The organism is Bacillus sp. REN10, assembly GCF_016820555.1.
Lineage (GTDB): Bacteria > Bacillota > Bacilli > Bacillales > Domibacillaceae > Bacillus_CE.
In genome coordinates, this window is the sequence record NZ_JADHDW010000006.1 from 69,899 (window position 1) to 88,159 (window position 18,261).

At 42.3% G+C, this 18,261-nt stretch carries 13 protein-coding genes; 12 read left to right on the forward strand and 1 reads right to left on the reverse strand.

Translation table 11 applies throughout. The features are described 5' to 3' along the window. Window positions 1-201: 201 nt before the first annotated feature. The 4 genes from speE (at window position 202) to argS (ending at window position 4,309) form a co-directional block, all read left to right on the forward strand. Window positions 202-1,032, forward strand: coding sequence for a spermidine synthase (gene speE, locus IRB43_RS10685; protein ID WP_203363467.1), 831 nt, complete (start codon window positions 202-204; stop codon window positions 1,030-1,032). A gap of 120 nt (window positions 1,033-1,152) precedes the next feature. Next, the gene (speB, locus tag IRB43_RS10690) at window positions 1,153-2,037 is read left to right on the forward strand and encodes an agmatinase (protein WP_203363468.1); all 885 of its coding nucleotides are present in this window, start codon (window positions 1,153-1,155) and stop codon (window positions 2,035-2,037) included. 139 nt (window positions 2,038-2,176) lie between these two features. Then, complete coding sequence (locus tag IRB43_RS10695; RefSeq protein ID WP_203363469.1) at window positions 2,177-2,614, forward strand: YwiB family protein; 438 nt, start codon at window positions 2,177-2,179, stop codon at window positions 2,612-2,614. A gap of 24 nt (window positions 2,615-2,638) precedes the next feature. Next, window positions 2,639-4,309, forward strand: coding sequence for an arginine--tRNA ligase (gene argS / locus IRB43_RS10700; RefSeq protein ID WP_203363470.1), 1,671 nt, complete (start codon window positions 2,639-2,641; stop codon window positions 4,307-4,309). Between the two features lie 43 nt (window positions 4,310-4,352). Here argS and IRB43_RS10705 read toward each other — a convergent pair whose 3' ends face one another. Next, entirely contained in the window at window positions 4,353-5,546 is a 1,194-nt protein-coding gene (locus IRB43_RS10705) for a phospholipase D-like domain-containing protein (protein WP_203363471.1), read from the reverse strand. 214 nt (window positions 5,547-5,760) lie between these two features. Here IRB43_RS10705 and IRB43_RS10710 point away from each other — a divergent pair, with 214 nt between their 5' ends. The 8 genes from IRB43_RS10710 to rpoE all read left to right on the forward strand — a co-directional run bounded on the left by IRB43_RS10710 (window position 5,761) and on the right by rpoE (window position 18,114). Continuing rightward, on the forward strand, window positions 5,761-7,992 hold the full coding sequence (locus IRB43_RS10710) for a (Fe-S)-binding protein (RefSeq protein ID WP_203363472.1): 2,232 nt from the start codon (window positions 5,761-5,763) through the stop codon (window positions 7,990-7,992). A 517-nt stretch (window positions 7,993-8,509) separates the two neighbouring features. Continuing rightward, entirely contained in the window at window positions 8,510-9,694 is a 1,185-nt protein-coding gene (locus IRB43_RS10715) for an acetyl-CoA C-acetyltransferase (protein ID WP_203363473.1), read from the forward strand. Between the two features lie 40 nt (window positions 9,695-9,734). Continuing rightward, on the forward strand, window positions 9,735-10,586 hold the full coding sequence (locus IRB43_RS10720; protein ID WP_203363540.1) for a 3-hydroxybutyryl-CoA dehydrogenase: 852 nt from the start codon (window positions 9,735-9,737) through the stop codon (window positions 10,584-10,586). Between the two features lie 28 nt (window positions 10,587-10,614). Beyond that, window positions 10,615-11,751 carry an acyl-CoA dehydrogenase gene (locus tag IRB43_RS10725; protein ID WP_203363474.1) on the forward strand — a complete coding sequence of 379 codons (1,137 nt, stop codon included), beginning with the start codon at window positions 10,615-10,617 and terminating at the stop codon, window positions 11,749-11,751. Window positions 11,752-11,774: 23 nt separating this feature from the next. After that, window positions 11,775-12,914: an acyl-CoA dehydrogenase gene (locus tag IRB43_RS10730; protein ID WP_203363475.1), complete on the forward strand. Its 1,140-nt coding sequence runs from the start codon at window positions 11,775-11,777 to the stop codon at window positions 12,912-12,914. A gap of 156 nt (window positions 12,915-13,070) precedes the next feature. Then, entirely contained in the window at window positions 13,071-13,709 is a 639-nt protein-coding gene (locus IRB43_RS10735) for a TetR/AcrR family transcriptional regulator (RefSeq protein ID WP_203363476.1), read from the forward strand. Between the two features lie 12 nt (window positions 13,710-13,721). Next, complete coding sequence (gene icmF / locus IRB43_RS10740; protein WP_238941949.1) at window positions 13,722-16,991, forward strand: fused isobutyryl-CoA mutase/GTPase IcmF; 3,270 nt, start codon at window positions 13,722-13,724, stop codon at window positions 16,989-16,991. Window positions 16,992-17,568: 577 nt separating this feature from the next. Continuing rightward, window positions 17,569-18,114, forward strand: a complete 546-nt coding sequence (gene rpoE, locus IRB43_RS10745) for a DNA-directed RNA polymerase subunit delta (RefSeq protein ID WP_203363477.1) — start codon at window positions 17,569-17,571, stop codon at window positions 18,112-18,114. The last annotated feature ends 147 nt before the right edge of the window (window positions 18,115-18,261 follow it).

Below are 18,261 nucleotides of genomic sequence, written 5' to 3' on the forward strand. Positions count from 1 at the left end.
AGGTATCTTTCAGTATGAAAAAAAAAACTAGTTTTTAAACATAAAATTCTCTTGAATTTTTGCAAGATTCCACTATACTTTTTTTGTGGAAAAAAGGCGAAATGAAGCCTTGACTAAGATTGATTTAGCAAGGGCGGCCTGCTTGTCCGCGCTTTAAAAATAGTGAATAGATAACTCTCTAGCAGAAAGGAAGAGGAACGAATGGGTGGACTTTGGTATACAGAGAAGCAAACCGAAAATTTTGGTATCACAATGAAGATTAAGAAGACGCTTCATACGGAGCAAACAGATTTTCAATACCTTGAAATGGCAGAAACAGAAGAATGGGGCAACATGTTATTTTTAGATGGCATGGTCATGACTTCTCAAAAGGATGAGTTTGTTTATCATGAAATGGTAGCACACGTTCCTTTATTTACACATCCAAACCCAGAAAACGTTCTTGTTGTAGGCGGCGGAGATGGTGGCGTCATCCGTGAAGTGCTAAAACACCCAAGTGTGAAAAAAGCAACTCTTGTGGATATTGACGGTAAAGTCATTGAATTCTCTAAGAAGTTTTTACCGGAAATTGCGGGGGAGCTGGACAACGAGCGTGTTGATGTTCAAGTAGATGATGGCTTTATGCACATCGCCCAAAGCGAAAATGAATATGACGTAATCATGGTAGATTCGACAGAGCCAGTAGGTCCAGCAGCGAACCTTTTCACAAAAGGCTTCTATGCGGGGATTTCCAAAGCGTTAAAAGAAGATGGTATTTTTGTTGCTCAAACAGACAATCCTTGGTTTAAAGCGGACTTAATTCGCGAAGTGCAACGTGACGTAAAAGAAATTTTCCCGATCACGCGCCTGTATACAGCGAACATTCCAACCTATCCAAGTGGCATGTGGACATTTACCATCGGCTCGAAAAAATATGATCCGCTTGAAGTAAGCGAAGATCGCTTCCATGAAATCGAGACGAAATACTATACGAAAGAGCTACACAAAGCGGCTTTCGTCTTACCGAAATTCGTAAAAGACATGACAGAGTAATATCGAAAGAGGTCCTGCGAGCAGGGCCTCTTCATTTAAGAGACTAATTAAGTTGGAAAGTCAAAGAACCGGTTAGATCTTTCAACAGCTAAATTTTTTACATCCAAAGGTGGGATCGTTATGCGTTTTGATGAAGCGTATTCAGGTAATGTATTTATTGGCAGTCATCCAAACTATGAAGAAAGCAGCGTTGTGTTATATGGCATGCCGATGGATTGGACGGTTAGTTATCGTCCGGGCTCTCGTTTTGGCCCGAGTCGTATTCGTGAAGTATCGATCGGTTTAGAGGAATATAGCCCGTATTTAGATATCGAAATGGAAGAGTTGAAGTATTTTGATGCAGGCGATATTCCATTACCGTTTGGAAATGCGCAAAAAAGCTTGGATTTAATTGAAGATTACATTGATGGTTTACTGGCTGATGGCAAGTTTCCGCTTGGAATGGGCGGTGAGCATTTAGTGTCATGGCCAGTGATGAAGGCAGTGGCGAAAAAATATCCCGATTTAGCGATTATTCATATGGATGCCCATACGGATTTGCGCACAGAGTACGAGGGTGAGCCGCTTTCTCACTCCACACCAATTCGCAAAATTGCTGAATTGATTGGCCCTTCGAATGTTTATTCATTTGGTATTCGTTCAGGCATGAAAGAAGAATTCCAATGGGCCAAAGAAAACGGCATGCACATTTCTAAGTTTGAAGTGCTGGAGCCGTTGAAAGAAATTTTACCAACATTGGCTGGCCGTCCAGTATATGTAACGATTGATATTGACGTGTTAGATCCAGCTCATGCCCCAGGAACAGGCACAGTGGATTGCGGTGGGATCACATCAAAAGAATTGCTCGCTTCGATCCATGCGATTGCTCGTTCAGAAGTAAATGTTGTGGGCGGCGATTTAGTAGAAGTAGCACCAATTTATGATCCATCTGAGCAAACAGCGAACACCGCTTCGAAGCTGATTCGCGAAATGATGCTTGGCTGGGCAGTAGAAAATAAGAAATAATGACATCTTCCCCTAGCTTGCTGGGGGATTTTTTCGTAGGACTGAAAATTCATGGATCGTACATTGCATTTTTAGCTAAAGATTTTTATACTTAATAAGTTATAACAGTGAAAAAACGAAGGATGTGAAACGCTTGACGATGAATCAGCAAGCACATATTCCTGTGAATATTTGTTTAAATACAAGCATCGAGATCGATGGTGAACAAGAGACATATGAGCTTACCTTATCCGGTGAGTTTCATGAGAAAAGTAATGGATTCTTTTTAAAATACGATGAAGTTCAAGAAGAAGGAACGGTTCATACGGTCGTTAAGTTCTCTGATAATGAAGCATTAATTTTGCGCAGCGGTGCTGTCAAAATGCGGCTTCCTTTCTCTTTAAATGAACAGCGAAATGGTTCGCACGACAGCCCATATGGTACATTGCTGCTCAACACACAAACAAAGACATTAACCCACAACTGTACATATACACAACAAACAGTACAAGGGACCCTCGCATTAAGCTACAACTTGCTTATGCAAGGGTCGCCAGTTGGTCAATACAAAATGAATATTACATTTCAAGGGGTCTGACCCTAAAAGGAGGACACATTTAAGATGAACATTGCAGAAAAGGTACAAGAAGAGTTAAAGTCCGAAGTGAAAGCGGCTGTGATCAAGGCTGGCTTAGCACAAGAAGAAGAGATTCCAGCAGTCATTTTGGAAACGCCAAAGGAAAAAGCACATGGGGATTACTCAACGAATATGGCGATGCAGCTAGCACGTATAGCCAAGAAGGCTCCTCGTGCGATTGCCGAGGACATCATTGCGCACTTTGATCAAACAAAAGCATCGATTGAAAAAATTGAAATTGCGGGTCCCGGCTTTATCAATTTTTACATGAACAATCAATATTTAACGGATTTAGTGCCGGTTGTGCTCAAAGAAGGCGATAAGTACGGTGAGACCAATGCTGGAGGCGGCCAAAAGGTGCAAGTAGAATTTGTATCTGCGAACCCGACAGGAGACCTTCATTTAGGACATGCTCGTGGGGCCGCAGTAGGGGATTCATTATGTAATGTCCTTAAAAAAGCAGGATACGATGTGACAAGAGAGTATTATATTAATGATGCCGGCAACCAAATTCACAATTTAGCTCTTTCGGTAGAGGCGCGTTATTTCCAAGCGTTAGGCCAAGAGAAAGAAATGCCAGAAGACGGCTACCATGGCCAAGATATCGTGGGGATCGGCCAACGGTTAGCGGAAGAATATGGCGATAAGTTTGTCTCTATGCCAGAAGAAGAGCGCTACCAAGCATTTAGAGAATATGGCTTGAAATATGAAATGGAAAAGCTGAAAAAAGACTTAGAAAACTTCCGCGTTGATTTTGATGTTTGGTATTCTGAAACATCGCTTTACGAAAATGGCAAAATTGATGAGGCGCTGGCTGCTCTGCGCGAAAAAGGTCATATTTTTGAAGAAGGTGGAGCGGTATGGTTCCGTTCAACGACATTCGGTGATGATAAAGACCGCGTTCTTGTGAAAAACGATGGCACATACACATACTTAACACCAGACATCGCTTATCATAAAGATAAATTTGAACGCGGCCATGAGAAAGTTATCAACATTTGGGGAGCGGACCATCACGGCTATATTCCTCGTATGAAAGCCGCTGTAGAAGCGCTTGGGTACGACAAAGAGAATTTAGAAGTAGAAGTTATTCAGCTCGTTCACTTATATAAAAACGGTGAAAAAATGAAAATGAGTAAACGGACAGGAAAAGCGGTGACGATGCGTGAACTAGTCGAAGAAGTTGGTCTTGACGCGGTACGCTATTTCTTTGCGATGAGAAGTGGCGATACGCATATGGATTTTGATTTAGACTTAGCTGTGTCTCAATCAAACGAAAACCCTGTGTACTACGCGCAATACGCTCATGCACGTATTAGCAGCATTTTGCGCCAAGGGGAAGAGCAAGGAATGAACGTCAATCCAAATGCTGACTTGTCCCTTTTAGGTGCTGAAAAAGAAATCGACTTGTTGAAGAAAATAGGCGACTTCCCACAAGTGGTGGCAGAAGCAGCAGAAAAACGCATTCCGCATCGTATTGCAAATTATACGCAAGAACTAGCAGCTGCGTTCCACAGTTTCTACAACGCGGAAAAAGTGCTTGATCCAAACAACCAAGCGTTATCCGAAGCGCGCTTATCTTTAATCAAAGCCGTACAAATCACATTGAAAAATGCTCTACAATTAATTGGTGTATCCGCGCCAGAAAAAATGTAATCAAAAAAGCTTGCAGACATCTCATCTGCAGGCTTTTTTTGATTTATAAATATTTGCGTACGACTTTGGCGATTTGTTCTTTTATCCGTTCCTGAATAGATAAATGGGTAAGACCATCTAGCGTAAGTGTTTCACTGTTTAAAATATCTTTTTGAATCACCGGTTCAATGCTGTTCATAAATAGAGGGCCATCGATTAAACAGTTACACTCCCAATTGATGAGCTGGCTGCGCTGATCGAAGTTAGCTGTTCCGATGTCACAAACACGGTTATCAAATATAATCATTTTCGCGTGGTAAAATCCTTTATTAAATAAATGAACATGGGCATTTGGATAATAAAGCATCTTTCGTAAGTACGGATAGGCGGCCTGTTTAACGAGCGGATGATCCGCATGAGCCGGAAGTAAAACGGTCACGGTTACTCCCCGCTCCAGCGCAGCGATCAATTGCTGAAAGACAGGCTTAGAAGGAATAAAATAGGGAGAACCGATAAAGATAGACTGTTCCGTTGCGGCGATCAATGAGGCTAGCTGTTCTGTCAACACACCATTTTTACAAGGTAAAATGGTGTGTGTGATTCCTTCCTCATAGTCACTTTCTCGACATATAGGCTGCACAAAGGGGCGTTTTTCCTGATTCCAATCATCTAGAAACTCACTTTCTAAATCTTGAACAGCCGCTCCTGTGAAGCGCAAATGATAATCTCGCCACGGTTTCAATGCGGGCTTTTCACTTTGATTCATATACTCACGTCCCACATTGAAACCGCCAAGGTAACCGATGTTGTCATCAATGACGGTAATTTTACGGTGATTGCGCCGCTGTATCGAAAAGAGTAAAAAAGGCAGCCGAGGTTTGCAAGAAAAATCAACATGAATGCCTGCTTGTTTTAAATCGTTAATCATGGGAGTTTTGACTTTATGACTGCCAAGCCAATCCATTAATAAATAAACTTCGACGCCATTTTTAGCTTTTTCTTTTAATAAAGCAAAAAATGCTTGGCTGCATTCGTCGTCTTTGACAATATAAAAAAGACAAGCGACTCGTTGTTTAGCCTTCTTGATATCTGTGAACAGCTGATCGAAAAATACTGGTCCGCTGCTGAAAAAATCAATAGAGCCCTTTCGTTCTGGATAACTTTTGTGAAAGGGCTGGTTCCTTGCTTTTCTTTCGCCGAAATAAAGATCAGCGAAGATGAAAATGAATAACAAAAAAAGACAAAAAATAAACCACATCAGCCACCCATCTCCTTTTCTTAAGTAGTATCTCCAAAACCAAGAAAAAATCATTTCCAGCAATTTTTTTAAAAAAGTAAAAATAATTGGTTGACTGAATGCTCATTCATAATATAATAGAGGTAGAAACATTCTGAAAATTTTTTATGTTTGCTTTTGTTTGATTAAAGGGGGAAAAGATGTTGTCATCTTGGAAAGGAGTGCGTGGGGAACAATGAATGGTTTGCTGTGGATCAACTTGCTGGCTACAGTACTTGTAATCGCTTACGGTGCTTATTTATTCGTTTATTTATTGAAAACGCGTTACGAGTACATTCAATTAGGTAAGAAAGAAGAATTTAACAACGATGTGAAAGAGCGCTTAAATAACATTTGGGTCAATGTATTCGGCCAAAAGAAGCTTTTGAAGGACAAGAAAAGCGGGATTATTCATGTCATGTTTTTCTATGGTTTCTTGCTTGTTCAGCTTGGCGCCATCGATTTCATTATTAAAGGGATTGTGCCAGGAGCTCATTTGCCGCTTGGTCCATTATATGATGGATTTAAGTTTTTCCAAGAGATTGTTACATTAGTCATTTTGGTGGCAGTTGTTTGGGCATTCCACCGTCGCTATATTGAAAAGCTTGTCCGTTTAAAGCGCGGCTGGAAAAATGGACTTGTTTTAATTTTTATTGGCTCGCTTATGTTATCTGTTCTTATTGGAAATGGAATGGATTTAATTTGGCATGAAGGGGCAAATGTTCATTGGACAGTCGCTGAACCGATTGCCTCCGCTGTGGCTGTCGCTATGGCCGGCATTGGAAAAACAGCTGCTGTTGCTATTTTCTATGTGATGTGGTGGGTTCACTTACTTGTATTGCTTACTTTCTTAGTTTATGTGCCACAATCTAAACATGCCCACTTAATTGCTGGGCCGGTGAATGTTTATTTTCATCGTTTAGAGAAAGCCGGTACATTGAAGCCAATTGACTTTGAGGATGAGTCTCAAGAATCATTTGGGGTAGGGAAGATTCAAGACTTTAGTCAACTGCAGATGATTGACTTTTATGCTTGTGTAGAGTGCGGGCGCTGTACGAATATGTGTCCAGCCACAGGTACAGGAAAAATGCTTTCGCCAATGGATCTAATTGTGAAAATGCGTGATCACTTAACGATGACAGGTGCAGCCGTCACCTCCAAGCAGCCGTGGGTACCATCCTTTTCTTTTGCTGGCACGAAGGGAAATCAGTTAGCGATGGCCAGCGCAGCAAAAGGCGGCGGAGCAGAAGTTGCTGCTGAGATTTACAATCCGAGCCTAATTGGCGACGTTATCACGGAAGAGGAAATCTGGGCTTGTACTACATGCCGTAACTGTGAAGATCAATGTCCAGTGATGAATGAGCATGTCGATAAAATTATTGATTTGCGCCGCTACCTTGTGTTAACTGAAGGAAAAATGGATCCGGAAGCTCAGCGTGCGATGCAAAGCATTGAGCGTCAAGGAAACCCTTGGGGGCTCAACCGTAAAGAAAAAGAGAATTGGCGCGATCTTCGCGATGATGTTCATGTACCGACCGTTAGAGAAATGAAAAAAGCAGGGGAAGAGTTTGAATACTTGCTTTGGGTTGGTTCGATGGGAGCATTTGATAATCGCAGTCAAAAAATCACTCTTGCATTTGCCAAGTTATTAAACGAAGCCAATGTGAAATTTGCGATTTTAGGAAATAAAGAGAAGAACTCAGGGGATACCCCTCGCCGACTTGGAAATGAATTTTTATTCCAAGAGCTGGCGACAGCTAACATTGCGGAGTTTGAGAAAAATGAAGTGAAGAAGATCGTCACTATTGATCCGCATGCGTACAATATTTTCAAAAATGAGTATCCAGAATTAGGCTTTACCGCGGAAGTGTATCATCATACGGAATTGCTGGCCCAACTCGTTAACGAAGGCCGACTCAAGCCGCAGTATGAAGTGAACGAGACGATCACTTTCCACGATTCTTGTTATTTAGGACGCTACAACGAGGTGTACGATCCGCCACGTGAAATTTTAAAAGCGATTCCTGGCGTAAAGCTTGTTGAAATGGAACGCCGCCGCGAAACAGGTATGTGCTGTGGTGCCGGCGGAGGATTAATGTGGATGGAAGAAGATACAGGCCACCGCATTAACGTCGCTCGTACGGAACAAGCCTTAGCTTGCAGTCCATCTGTCATCAGCTCAGGTTGCCCATATTGCTTGACGATGTTGTCTGACGGAACGAAAGCGAAGGAAGTAGAAGACAAGGTGGCTACTTATGATGTGGCCGAGCTTTTAGAAAAAGCGATTTTCGGTCCGCAAAAGGCAGCTTCGACACCAGAAGAAGAACCGGAAGAAACCGGAACGCCATCCGAAGTGGAACATCAAGAAGAGCAAGAAGCTGTTGTCATCGCAGAAATGGCTTCTACAGAAGAACCACAAAAGCAATAGAGGATAAAGTGTCTGTCGCATAGGAGTCAACTCCTATGCGACAGCGCTATCCGCTTTTCTTGTCTAGCTGCGCCTCCTAGACACTCGAGTCAAATGCCAGCCTGACTGCATGGCTGAAGTACGCCATTTCGCCATTCTGTCATTTGCTTGTCGTGTCTAAACAGTCGGCTCCGCTTTTCTTGTCTAGCTCCAGGCGCTAGTGACTAGTGGACTTCCACGATCCTCCTTGCGATAAGTCAACATCGGTTCACTATCGTTCACCGTGTTTCCTTTATCTCATGCGGCTCGTTCCAGTCCATACGTCGCTGAACAGCGCCATCCGCTTTTCTTTTGTAAAATTTTTTAGAATTTTCTTTATTGTTGTTTGATTTTATAGTGTTTTGTCTTAAAATAAGGGTAAGAGAGTTGTAGAGAGACAGGAAAGTGTTTGTGTCTCTTTCCTTTTGGTTTTGTTTCGAGCGAGCGTTCAGTCAAGGGTGAAAACGGTTACTTATCCGAACTTGAAGGAGGAAAAAGCATGACAAAAACAGTAATTATTGATGGGGCAAGAACACCTTTTGGGAAATTTGGTGGAGGGTTGAGTTCACTAACCGCTTCTCAGCTTGGTGGAATTGCGATTAAGGAAGCATTGAATCGAGCAGGTGTTCAGCCTGATCAAGTAGATGAAGTGATTTTTGGAAATGTTCTTCAAGCAGGACAAGGCCAGATTCCATCTAGACAGGCGGCGAGAGAAGCAGGAATTCCTTGGGAAGTGAAGACCGAAACAATTAATAAAGTGTGTGCATCTGGGCTGCGCAGCGTGACATTAGCTGATCAAATTATTCGTGCTGGCGATGAAGAAATTATTGTGGCTGGCGGAATGGAATCAATGTCTAACGCGCCGTATGCTTTACCAAAAGGACGCTGGGGTCTGCGCATGGGCGATGCGCCATTAGTGGACTTAATGATCTCTGACGGATTGTCTTGCAGTTTTACTGGTGTGCATATGGGGACATACGGAAATAGCACAGCGGAAGAATTTGATCTTTCTCGTGAAGAGCAGGATGAGTGGGCACTACGAAGTCATGAAAAAGCCATCGTAGCGATTGAATCTGGCAAACTAGCAGAAGAAATTGTTGCTGTGCAAGTGCCGCAGAGAAAAGGAGAGCCAATTACCATTTCTCAAGACGAGGCGCCGCGTAAAGACACTACGAAAGAAACGCTAGCGAAGTTACGCCCAGCTTTCGGGAAAGAAGGAACCATTACAGCAGGAAATGCACCTGGCATTAATGATGGAGCAGCTGCCCTTGTACTCATGAGCGAAGAACGAGCAAAGCAAGAAGGGAAAACACCACTTGCCACAGTGATTGGTCATGCGGAAGTAGCGGTAGAAGCAAAAGATTTTCCACAAACACCGGGTTTAGTCATTAATGAGCTACTGAAAAAGACAGGCCGCTCTTTAGAAGAAATCGATTTGTTTGAAATCAATGAAGCGTTTGCGGCTGTTGCTTTAGCAAGTGGCAAAATTGCTAATTTAGATCCTGAAAAAGTAAATGTCAATGGAGGTGCCGTCGCTCTTGGTCATCCGATTGGCGCAAGCGGTGCGAGGATTATTTTAACCCTTGCCTATGAATTAAAGCGCAGAGGTGGCGGCATTGGAATCGCGTCTATTTGTAGCGGCGGTGGACAAGGCGATGCCATTATGATTGAAGTACAAGGGTAAGTTTATTTCGAACAATTGAGGAAAATATGGAGGGGAAATGATGAAAGTCAAAAAGGTAATGGTCATTGGTGCTGGACAAATGGGGTCAGGAATTGCGCAAGTTTGTGCGCAGGCAGGCTATGAAGTCATTCTGAATGATTTAAAAGAAGAGTACGTAGAGCGCGGCTTAGGGGTCATTAACAAAAATCTTTCGCGTCAAGTAGAAAAAGAGCGAATGACAGCAGGAGAAAAAGAGGAAGTATTGAGCCGAATCGTCCAATCTACTGATTTACAAGATGCGAAAAATGTAGATTTAGTGATTGAAGCAGCTGTTGAAAATATGGAGATTAAACGCAATATTTTCGCTCAGCTAGATGAAATCGCTCCGGATCATGCGATTCTTGCTTCGAACACATCCTCTTTGCCCATTACGGAAATTGCGGCAGCTACAGATCGCCCGGAACAAGTGATTGGCATGCACTTTATGAACCCAGTGCCTGTGATGAAGCTAGTCGAAATTATTCGCGGTTTAGCGACAGCGGATGAAGTGTATAAAACGATTGAAAACATGACGCATACACTTGGCAAAGTACCTGTAGAAGTAAATGATTTTCCAGGTTTTGTCTCTAACCGTATCCTCATGCCGATGATCAATGAAGCGATTTACACGTTGTATGAAGGGGTTGCAACGAAAGAAGCCATTGATGAAGTGATGAAGCTCGGCATGAATCATCCGATGGGACCGCTGACACTAGCGGACTTTATCGGTCTTGACACATGTCTTTCTATTATGGAAATCCTACATGATGGCTTCGGTGATGATAAATACCGCCCATGTCCATTGCTTAGAAAATACGTGAAAGCAGGCTGGCTCGGCAAGAAATCAGGCCGCGGATTTTATAGCTACGAGTAACACTTACTAACAACAGGGGGAATCAATCATGGAATTGCGTTTTACAGAAGAGCAAGAAATGATGCGAAAAATGGTGAGAGATTTTGCGGAGACCGAAATTACTCCGTGGATTGAGCGCATGGAAGAAGGGGAATTCCCGCGCGAAATCTTAAATAAAATGGCCGAATTAGGATTAATGGGCATCACGATTCCAGAAGAGTACGGCGGAAGTGAAATGGATTTCACTTCCTACATTATCGCCATTCATGAATTGTCTAAAGTTAGCGCGACAGTTGGGGTGATTTTATCCGTTCATACATCGGTCGGAACGAACCCGATTCTTTATTTCGGAACGGAAGAGCAAAAGAGAAAATATGTGCCTAAACTAGCAGCGGGAGAATATTTAGGAGCATTTTGCTTAACTGAGCCTAGCGCGGGTTCAGATGCAGCTAGCTTGAAAACGAGAGCGGTCAAACAAGGGGATCAATATATTATTAACGGCTCAAAAGTGTTTATCACAAATGGAGGAGAAGCAGATACATATATTGTCTTTGCTTCTACTAATCCTGAATTGGGAAGCAAAGGGGTTTCAGCGTTCATCGTTGAAAAAGATACGCCGGGGCTTGTGATCGGCAAGGACGAACATAAAATGGGTCTTCATGGCTCGCGCACGGTGCAATTGACATTTGAAGATATGCAAGTGCCCGCTGCGAATCTCCTCGGTCAAGAAGGAGAAGGGTTTAAAATTGCCATGGCAAACCTTGATGTTGGCCGGATTGGTATTGCTGCTCAGTCGTTGGGGATCGCTGAGGCAGCCTTACAAGAAGCGACCAACTATTCAAAGGAACGTAAACAATTTGGCAAACCGATTGCTGCTCAGCAAGGGCTTGCTTTTAAATTAGCAGATATGGCAACGAGTGTAGAAGCAGCGAAACTACTTGTGTATCGTGCGGCTAATTTACGTACTCAAGGACTCCCTTGTGGAAAAGAAGCTTCAATGGCTAAATTATTTGCCTCAAAAACAGCAGTGGATGTCTCCATTGAAGCTGTTCAAGTGCACGGAGGCTATGGATATACGAAAGAGTATGCCGTGGAACGTTATTTCAGAGATGCGAAAGTCACAGAAATTTACGAAGGTACTAGCGAAATTCAAAAGCTTGTTATTAGTAAGCAGCTCATTAAATAAATAAAAAGGGATGGAGAAATGAGATGAACTTTCAATTAACAGAAGAACATGAAATGATTCGCAAGATGGTACGGGACTTTGCAAAAAATGAAGTGGAACCGACAGCAGCTGAACGCGATGAAGAAGAACGTTTTGATATAGAACTGTTTCAAAAAATGGCGGAACTTGGCTTAACAGGCATTCCGTGGCCAGAAGAATACGGCGGTATCGGCAGCGACTATTTAGCTTATTGTATCGCTGTGGAAGAGTTATCACGCGTCTGCGCTTCAACAGGTGTAACATTATCTGCTCATACATCTTTAGCGGGTTGGCCTGTCTACAAATTTGGTACAGAAGAACAAAAACAAAAATATTTAAAACCGATGGCACAAGGGGAAAAAATCGGTGCATACGGATTAACAGAACCAGGTTCAGGATCTGATGCAGGCGGCATGAAAACAACCGCTCGTTTAGACGGTGATGATTATATTTTAAATGGATCTAAAATTTTCATCACAAATGGTGGCATTGCTGACATCTATATTGTGTTTGCGTTAACAGATCCAGAATCCAAACACCGCGGTACAACAGCCTTTATCGTAGAAAAAGACTTCCCAGGCTTCTCCGTGGGCAAAAAAGAAAAGAAACTGGGTATTCGTTCATCACCTACTACTGAAATTATTTTTGAAGACTGCCGTGTGCCGAAAGAAAATGTGTTAGGCGAAGTAGGAGATGGCTTTAAAGTCGCGATGATGACGTTAGATGGTGGTCGTAACGGAATTGCTGCTCAAGCAGTAGGAATTGCTCAAGGTGCGTTAGATGCTTCGATCGAGTACGCGAAAGAGCGTAAACAATTTGGCAAACCGATCGTTGCCAACCAAGGCATTTCATTTAAAATTGCAGATATGGCAACAGCGGTAGAAGCCTCACGTTTGCTGACATACCAAGCTGCTTGGCTAGAATCTAAAGGACTACCATACGGAAAAGAATCCGCTATGTCCAAATTAATGGCTGGTGACACAGCAATGAAAGTCACAACAGAAGCCGTTCAAATTTTCGGTGGCTACGGTTACACAAAAGATTATCCAGTTGAACGATTCATGCGCGATGCTAAAATCACGCAAATTTACGAAGGCACACAAGAAATCCAGCGCCTAGTCATTTCAAGAATGGTGACAAAATAAGAAAAGTAAAACTGGCTGTAAAATTGAAAAGAGCTTTCAAAAAACCAAAGAAACAAAAATTTAGCTATAAGACAGGAGCAGAGGAGGGGCATTCAATCCTCTCGTCTGCTTTTCCTCCTTGCTATCTGTATGTTCAAATAAAGGCGGTTGATAAAAATGGATGCAAATAAACGACCAGTCTATGCATCTGTCAAAGATGAACAGTTAATTCAAAAAAGACGGGCCGAAATGATCAAAGGGGCGGTCAATCTTTTTAAACAAAAAGGCTTTCATCGGACAACAACGAGAGAGATTGCGAAAGCATCGGGGTTTAGCATCGGTACTTTATATGAATATATCCGAACAAAAGAGGATGTTCTTTATCTTGTATGTGACAGTATTTATGACCAGGTAAAAGATCGTCTGCAACGAATTGATTTAGAAGCAGGAACACTCGATAGTTTAAAGTTGGGGATCGGTTATTATTTTAAAGTCATGGACGATATGCAGGATGAAGTGCTTGTAATGTACCAGGAAGCGAAATCACTTTCAAAGGATGCACTGCCATATGTATTGAAAAAGGAAATGGACATGGTCAGCATGTTTGAAACATTGATTCGCCGCTGTGTCGAAACAAAGGCATTGGATATGGATGAGCGGACGATTCATATGCTGGCTCAAAATATTTTCGTACAAGGACAAATGTGGGGGTTCCGTCGCTGGAGTTTAAGAAATTCTTTTACACTTGATGACTACATTCACTTACAGACGGAGTTGCTTTTTTCCGGTATTAATGGATACAAAACAAAAAGCTAAGGGGGAAGTAGCATGGGTCAAACAATGGAGATTTACAAGCCTAAACATCATATTCGTTTTGTGACAGCGTCTAGTCTTTTTGATGGGCATGATGCCTCAATTAATATTATGCGCCGAATCTTGCAATCTAGCGGAGCGGAAGTCATTCATCTCGGACATAATCGTTCTGTGGAAGAGATTGTGAACGCTGCTATTCAAGAGGATGTACAAGGGATTGCGATCTCTTCTTATCAAGGGGGACATGTTGAATATTTTAAATACGTGTATGACTTGCTGAAGGAAAGAGGATGTTCGCATATCCGCATTTACGGAGGTGGAGGAGGCGTCATCATTCCTAAAGAAATTAAGGAGCTTCATGACTATGGGATTGCCCGCATCTTCTCTCCGGAGGATGGCCGCCAATATGGCTTGCAAGGCATGATTAACCGGATGCTCGAGGAATGTGATTATTCCACCGTTACAAGCTCGGTGAAAGAGGAGCTTGATCAGCTGTTACATGGTGATATTCCAGTTGTTTCAAAGTTGATTTCGCTTGCTGAAGATCAGATTGATGCGGATGAGGAGAAACAAGCACAAGCGAAAGAAATTTTTGAACGGATTGAATCGATGGGAGGACATGCGCCTGTTGTTGGGATTACCGGCACAGGAGGCGCAGGAAAAAGCTCGCTGACCGATGAGTTGATTCGCCGTTTTTTAAATGAAATTCCAGATAAAAAAGTAGCCGTCTTATCCATCGACCCAACAAAGCAAAAAACGGGTGGCGCGTTGCTCGGTGACCGAATTCGCATGAATGCCATCTTCAATCAGCGCGTATTTATGCGCAGCTTGGCGACAAGAAACTCTCGCACTGAGCTATCATTGGCGATTAAAGATGCGATTAAAGTCGTCCAAGCGGCACAATATGATTTAATCATCGTTGAAACAAGCGGGATCGGTCAAGGGGATGCCGAGATCGCTGATATTTCTGATGTATCGATGTATGTGATGACAAGTGAATTTGGAGCGCCATCGCAGTTGGAAAAAATTGATATGATCGACTTTGCTGATTTAATTGTCATCAATAAATTTGAAAGAAAAGGTTCGGAAGATGCGAAGCGGCAAGTCCAAAAGCAGTATCAGCGCAGCCGCAATCTATTTGACAAGCCACTTGATGAGATGCCGGTGTATGGAACGATTGCGAGCCAGTTTAATGATCAAGGAACAAATGCCTTATTTGCGGCTTTAGTGGAAACAATTAATGAGAAAACAGGAAAAGACTGGGCTGCTTCTTTTAGCAAAAAAGCGAATGTCGAGAAGCAAAACGTGATTATTCCAAACGAGCGCCGTTACTACTTGCGCGAAATCACAGAAACGGTGCGCGGTTATCATAAACGGGCGGACGAACAAGTAAACATCGCTCGTCGATTGTTCCAGTTAGAAGGAGCGATTGAAGAAGTAAAGGCAAAAGAAAAAAATGAAGAAGTTCTTCGTTCGCTAGAAGCGTTAAAAGCATCGCTTGAGGATCAGTTAACAGCAGAGTCGAAACATATTCTTCGCGGCTGGCAGGAGTTGCGTGAAAAATATGCGGGTGAAAAGCTTGTCACAAAGGTTCGCGATAAAGAAATTGTCACGGAGCTAACGACGACTAGCTTGTCCGGTCTGCCGATTCCGAAAGTATCGTTGCCGAAATTCGCTGATTACGGGGAAATTCTCCGCTGGGTGTACCGCGAAAATGTGCCGGGTTCTTTCCCTTACACAGCAGGCGTGTTTCCGTTTAAACGAAAAGGGGAAGATCCGAAGCGTCAGTTTGCGGGAGAAGGAACGCCGGAAAGAACGAATCGCCGCTTCCACTACTTATCAAAAGATGATACAGCGAAGCGTTTAAGTACAGCCTTTGACTCGGTAACATTGTACGGAGAGGATCCGGATTACCGCCCAGATATTTTCGGTAAGATTGGCGAGAGCGGCGTGAACGTTTGTACTTTAGATGATATGAAAAAGCTGTACCAAGGCTTTGACCTTTGCCATCCGTCTACCTCTGTATCGATGACGATTAACGGGCCGGCACCAATTATTTTGGCAATGTTTATGAATACAGCAATTGATCAGCAAGTGCGAGCTAAAGAAGAAGAACTTGGCCGAACACTGACGGTCGAAGAGTTCGCTGATGTTCGTTCGCAAACGCTGAAAACGGTGCGTGGAACAGTGCAAGCCGATATTTTAAAAGAAGATCAAGGACAAAACACATGTATTTTTTCTACAGAGTTTGCCTTGCGCCTCATGGGAGATATTCAGCAATATTTCATTGATCAATCGGTGCGTAATTATTACTCTGTGTCGATCTCTGGTTATCATATTGCTGAAGCGGGAGCGAATCCAATTTCTCAGTTGGCCTTTACGCTCGCGAATGGATTTACGTATGTCGAATATTATTTAAGCCGCGGCATGGCTATCGATGATTTTGCACCTAACTTATCTTTCTTCTTCTCCAATGGTTTAGATCCGGAGTATACGGTTATTGGCCGTGTAGCCCGCCGGATTTGGGCGGTCACGATGAGAGAGAAGTACGGTGCGAATGAACGCTCTCAAAAATTAAAGTATCATGTGCAAACATCTGGACGTTCGCTCCATGCACAGGAAATCGACTTTAATGATATTCGCACAACTTTACAAGCGTTAATGGCGCTACAAGATAACTGTAACTCGCTCCATACGAATGCCTACGATGAAGCGATCACGACACCGACAGAAGAATCTGTCCGCCGGGCGATGGCGATTCAATTAATTATTACGAATGAGCACGGATTATCAAAAAATGAAAATCCGCTGCAAGGCTCATTTATTGCCGAAGAGTTGACAGACTTAGTGGAGGAAGCAGTGTTGCAAGAATTTGATCGCATTAATGATCGCGGCGGCGTACTTGGTGCGATGGAAACGCAATATCAGCGCGGAAAGATTCAAGAAGAGTCGATGCATTATGAAATGCTGAAACATACAGGTGAATTGCCGATTATTGGCGTGAACACATACTTGAATCCAAACCCTCCATCTGAAGAGGACATCGACAATATGGAAATTGCCAGAGCAACCATCGAAGAGAAAGAACTACAAATTACAAATTTACGTCACTTCCAGCAAAAACATCAAGATCAAACGGAAGTGGCATTACAGAAACTGAAACAAACAGCTATTAGCGGCGGCAATATTTTTGCAGAGCTAATGGATTGTGTGCAAGTCGCAAGTCTTGGCCAAATTACGAAAGCTCTCTATGAAGTGGGCGGCCAGTATAGAAGAAATATGTAAAGTGAACAGACCGCAAAAGGAAGGTATCTTATTTCTTTTGCGGTTCTTTTTTTTACTTATGAATGTTCTTTGTTTTGGATATAAATGATCATGAATGCAACCTTTGCAATTTCTTAATATAAATTATACGGGATTTTTGTTTTATAAATGCTAGTTGTGAGTATACAATGAGAATAAGGACAATGACGGGATGTGAAAAGGTGAAACAATTACTCGGTTATATCATCATAGGTGTTGGGACTTTTGTGGTCATATGGTTATATAATAAACAGCTAGGATCGATTCCTTTTATTTTCCTTTCCTTATTCTTCTTTTACAAAGCGTTTATGGAACTAAAAAAGCCGAGAAAAGACTCACTAAATGAAAGCGTTAAGTAAATGTAGAAAAAAAGTAAGAATCTTAACATAAACTTATAGCATATTGAAAGTGGTTATGTTTATAATGAAAAATATGGCCTTTTTTGCTCTGAAATTGTTCGAAAGCAATCATATGTTGCCAAACGAATGGATAGGAAAGTGGTGCGAGCAAGACTCTGCTGCTTTGACAGGGTGTGTAAATAGAGAAGGGAAGTGCGGATGTGAATTTAAAGCAATTGTCTAAAGAAGAACGAAAAGAAATGTCCTTTATTGAAGTGGCGTTTACTATTCTTGAAGAAAGCAAACAGCCCATTACATTTCAAGAAATGTTAAATCAAATCCAAGAGTATTTAGAGTTGAGCGATGCAGAGTTAAAACAGCGTATGGTTCAATTCTATACGGATTTAAATTTTGACGGCCGTTTTATCACGCTTGGTGAGAATCGTTGGGGACTTCGTGCATGGTACCCGGTTGACCAATTAGAAGAAGAAGTAGCACCAGCCGTGAAAACGAGAAAGAAAAAGACGAAAAAGGCTGTCAAAGAAGACTTCGATGAAGAAGAAGATCTCGAAGATCTGGATGAAGCAGATGAAGACTTTGATTTTGATGAAGAAGAGATCGATGAATTAGAAGATGAAGATGAAATCGAAGATCTTGAAGACTTAAATGAGTTAGATGACGAAGAAGAAGAAGAAGACTTCGATGAAGAACTAGTAGCTGAAGATGAATATGATCTGGATGAAGAGGAAGATGACGATCAGAATTAAAGATTTTTAATCTTTTCTTGACTTATCTTGGCCCAAATTGTAGTATTTTATTTGGGCTCTTTAAGAGATATGTTCGATGTATATAACGCTCCCTTTACTTTTTAAGTAAGCGGGGCGTTTTTGTGTTTTAAGCCCTGAAAAAATTGG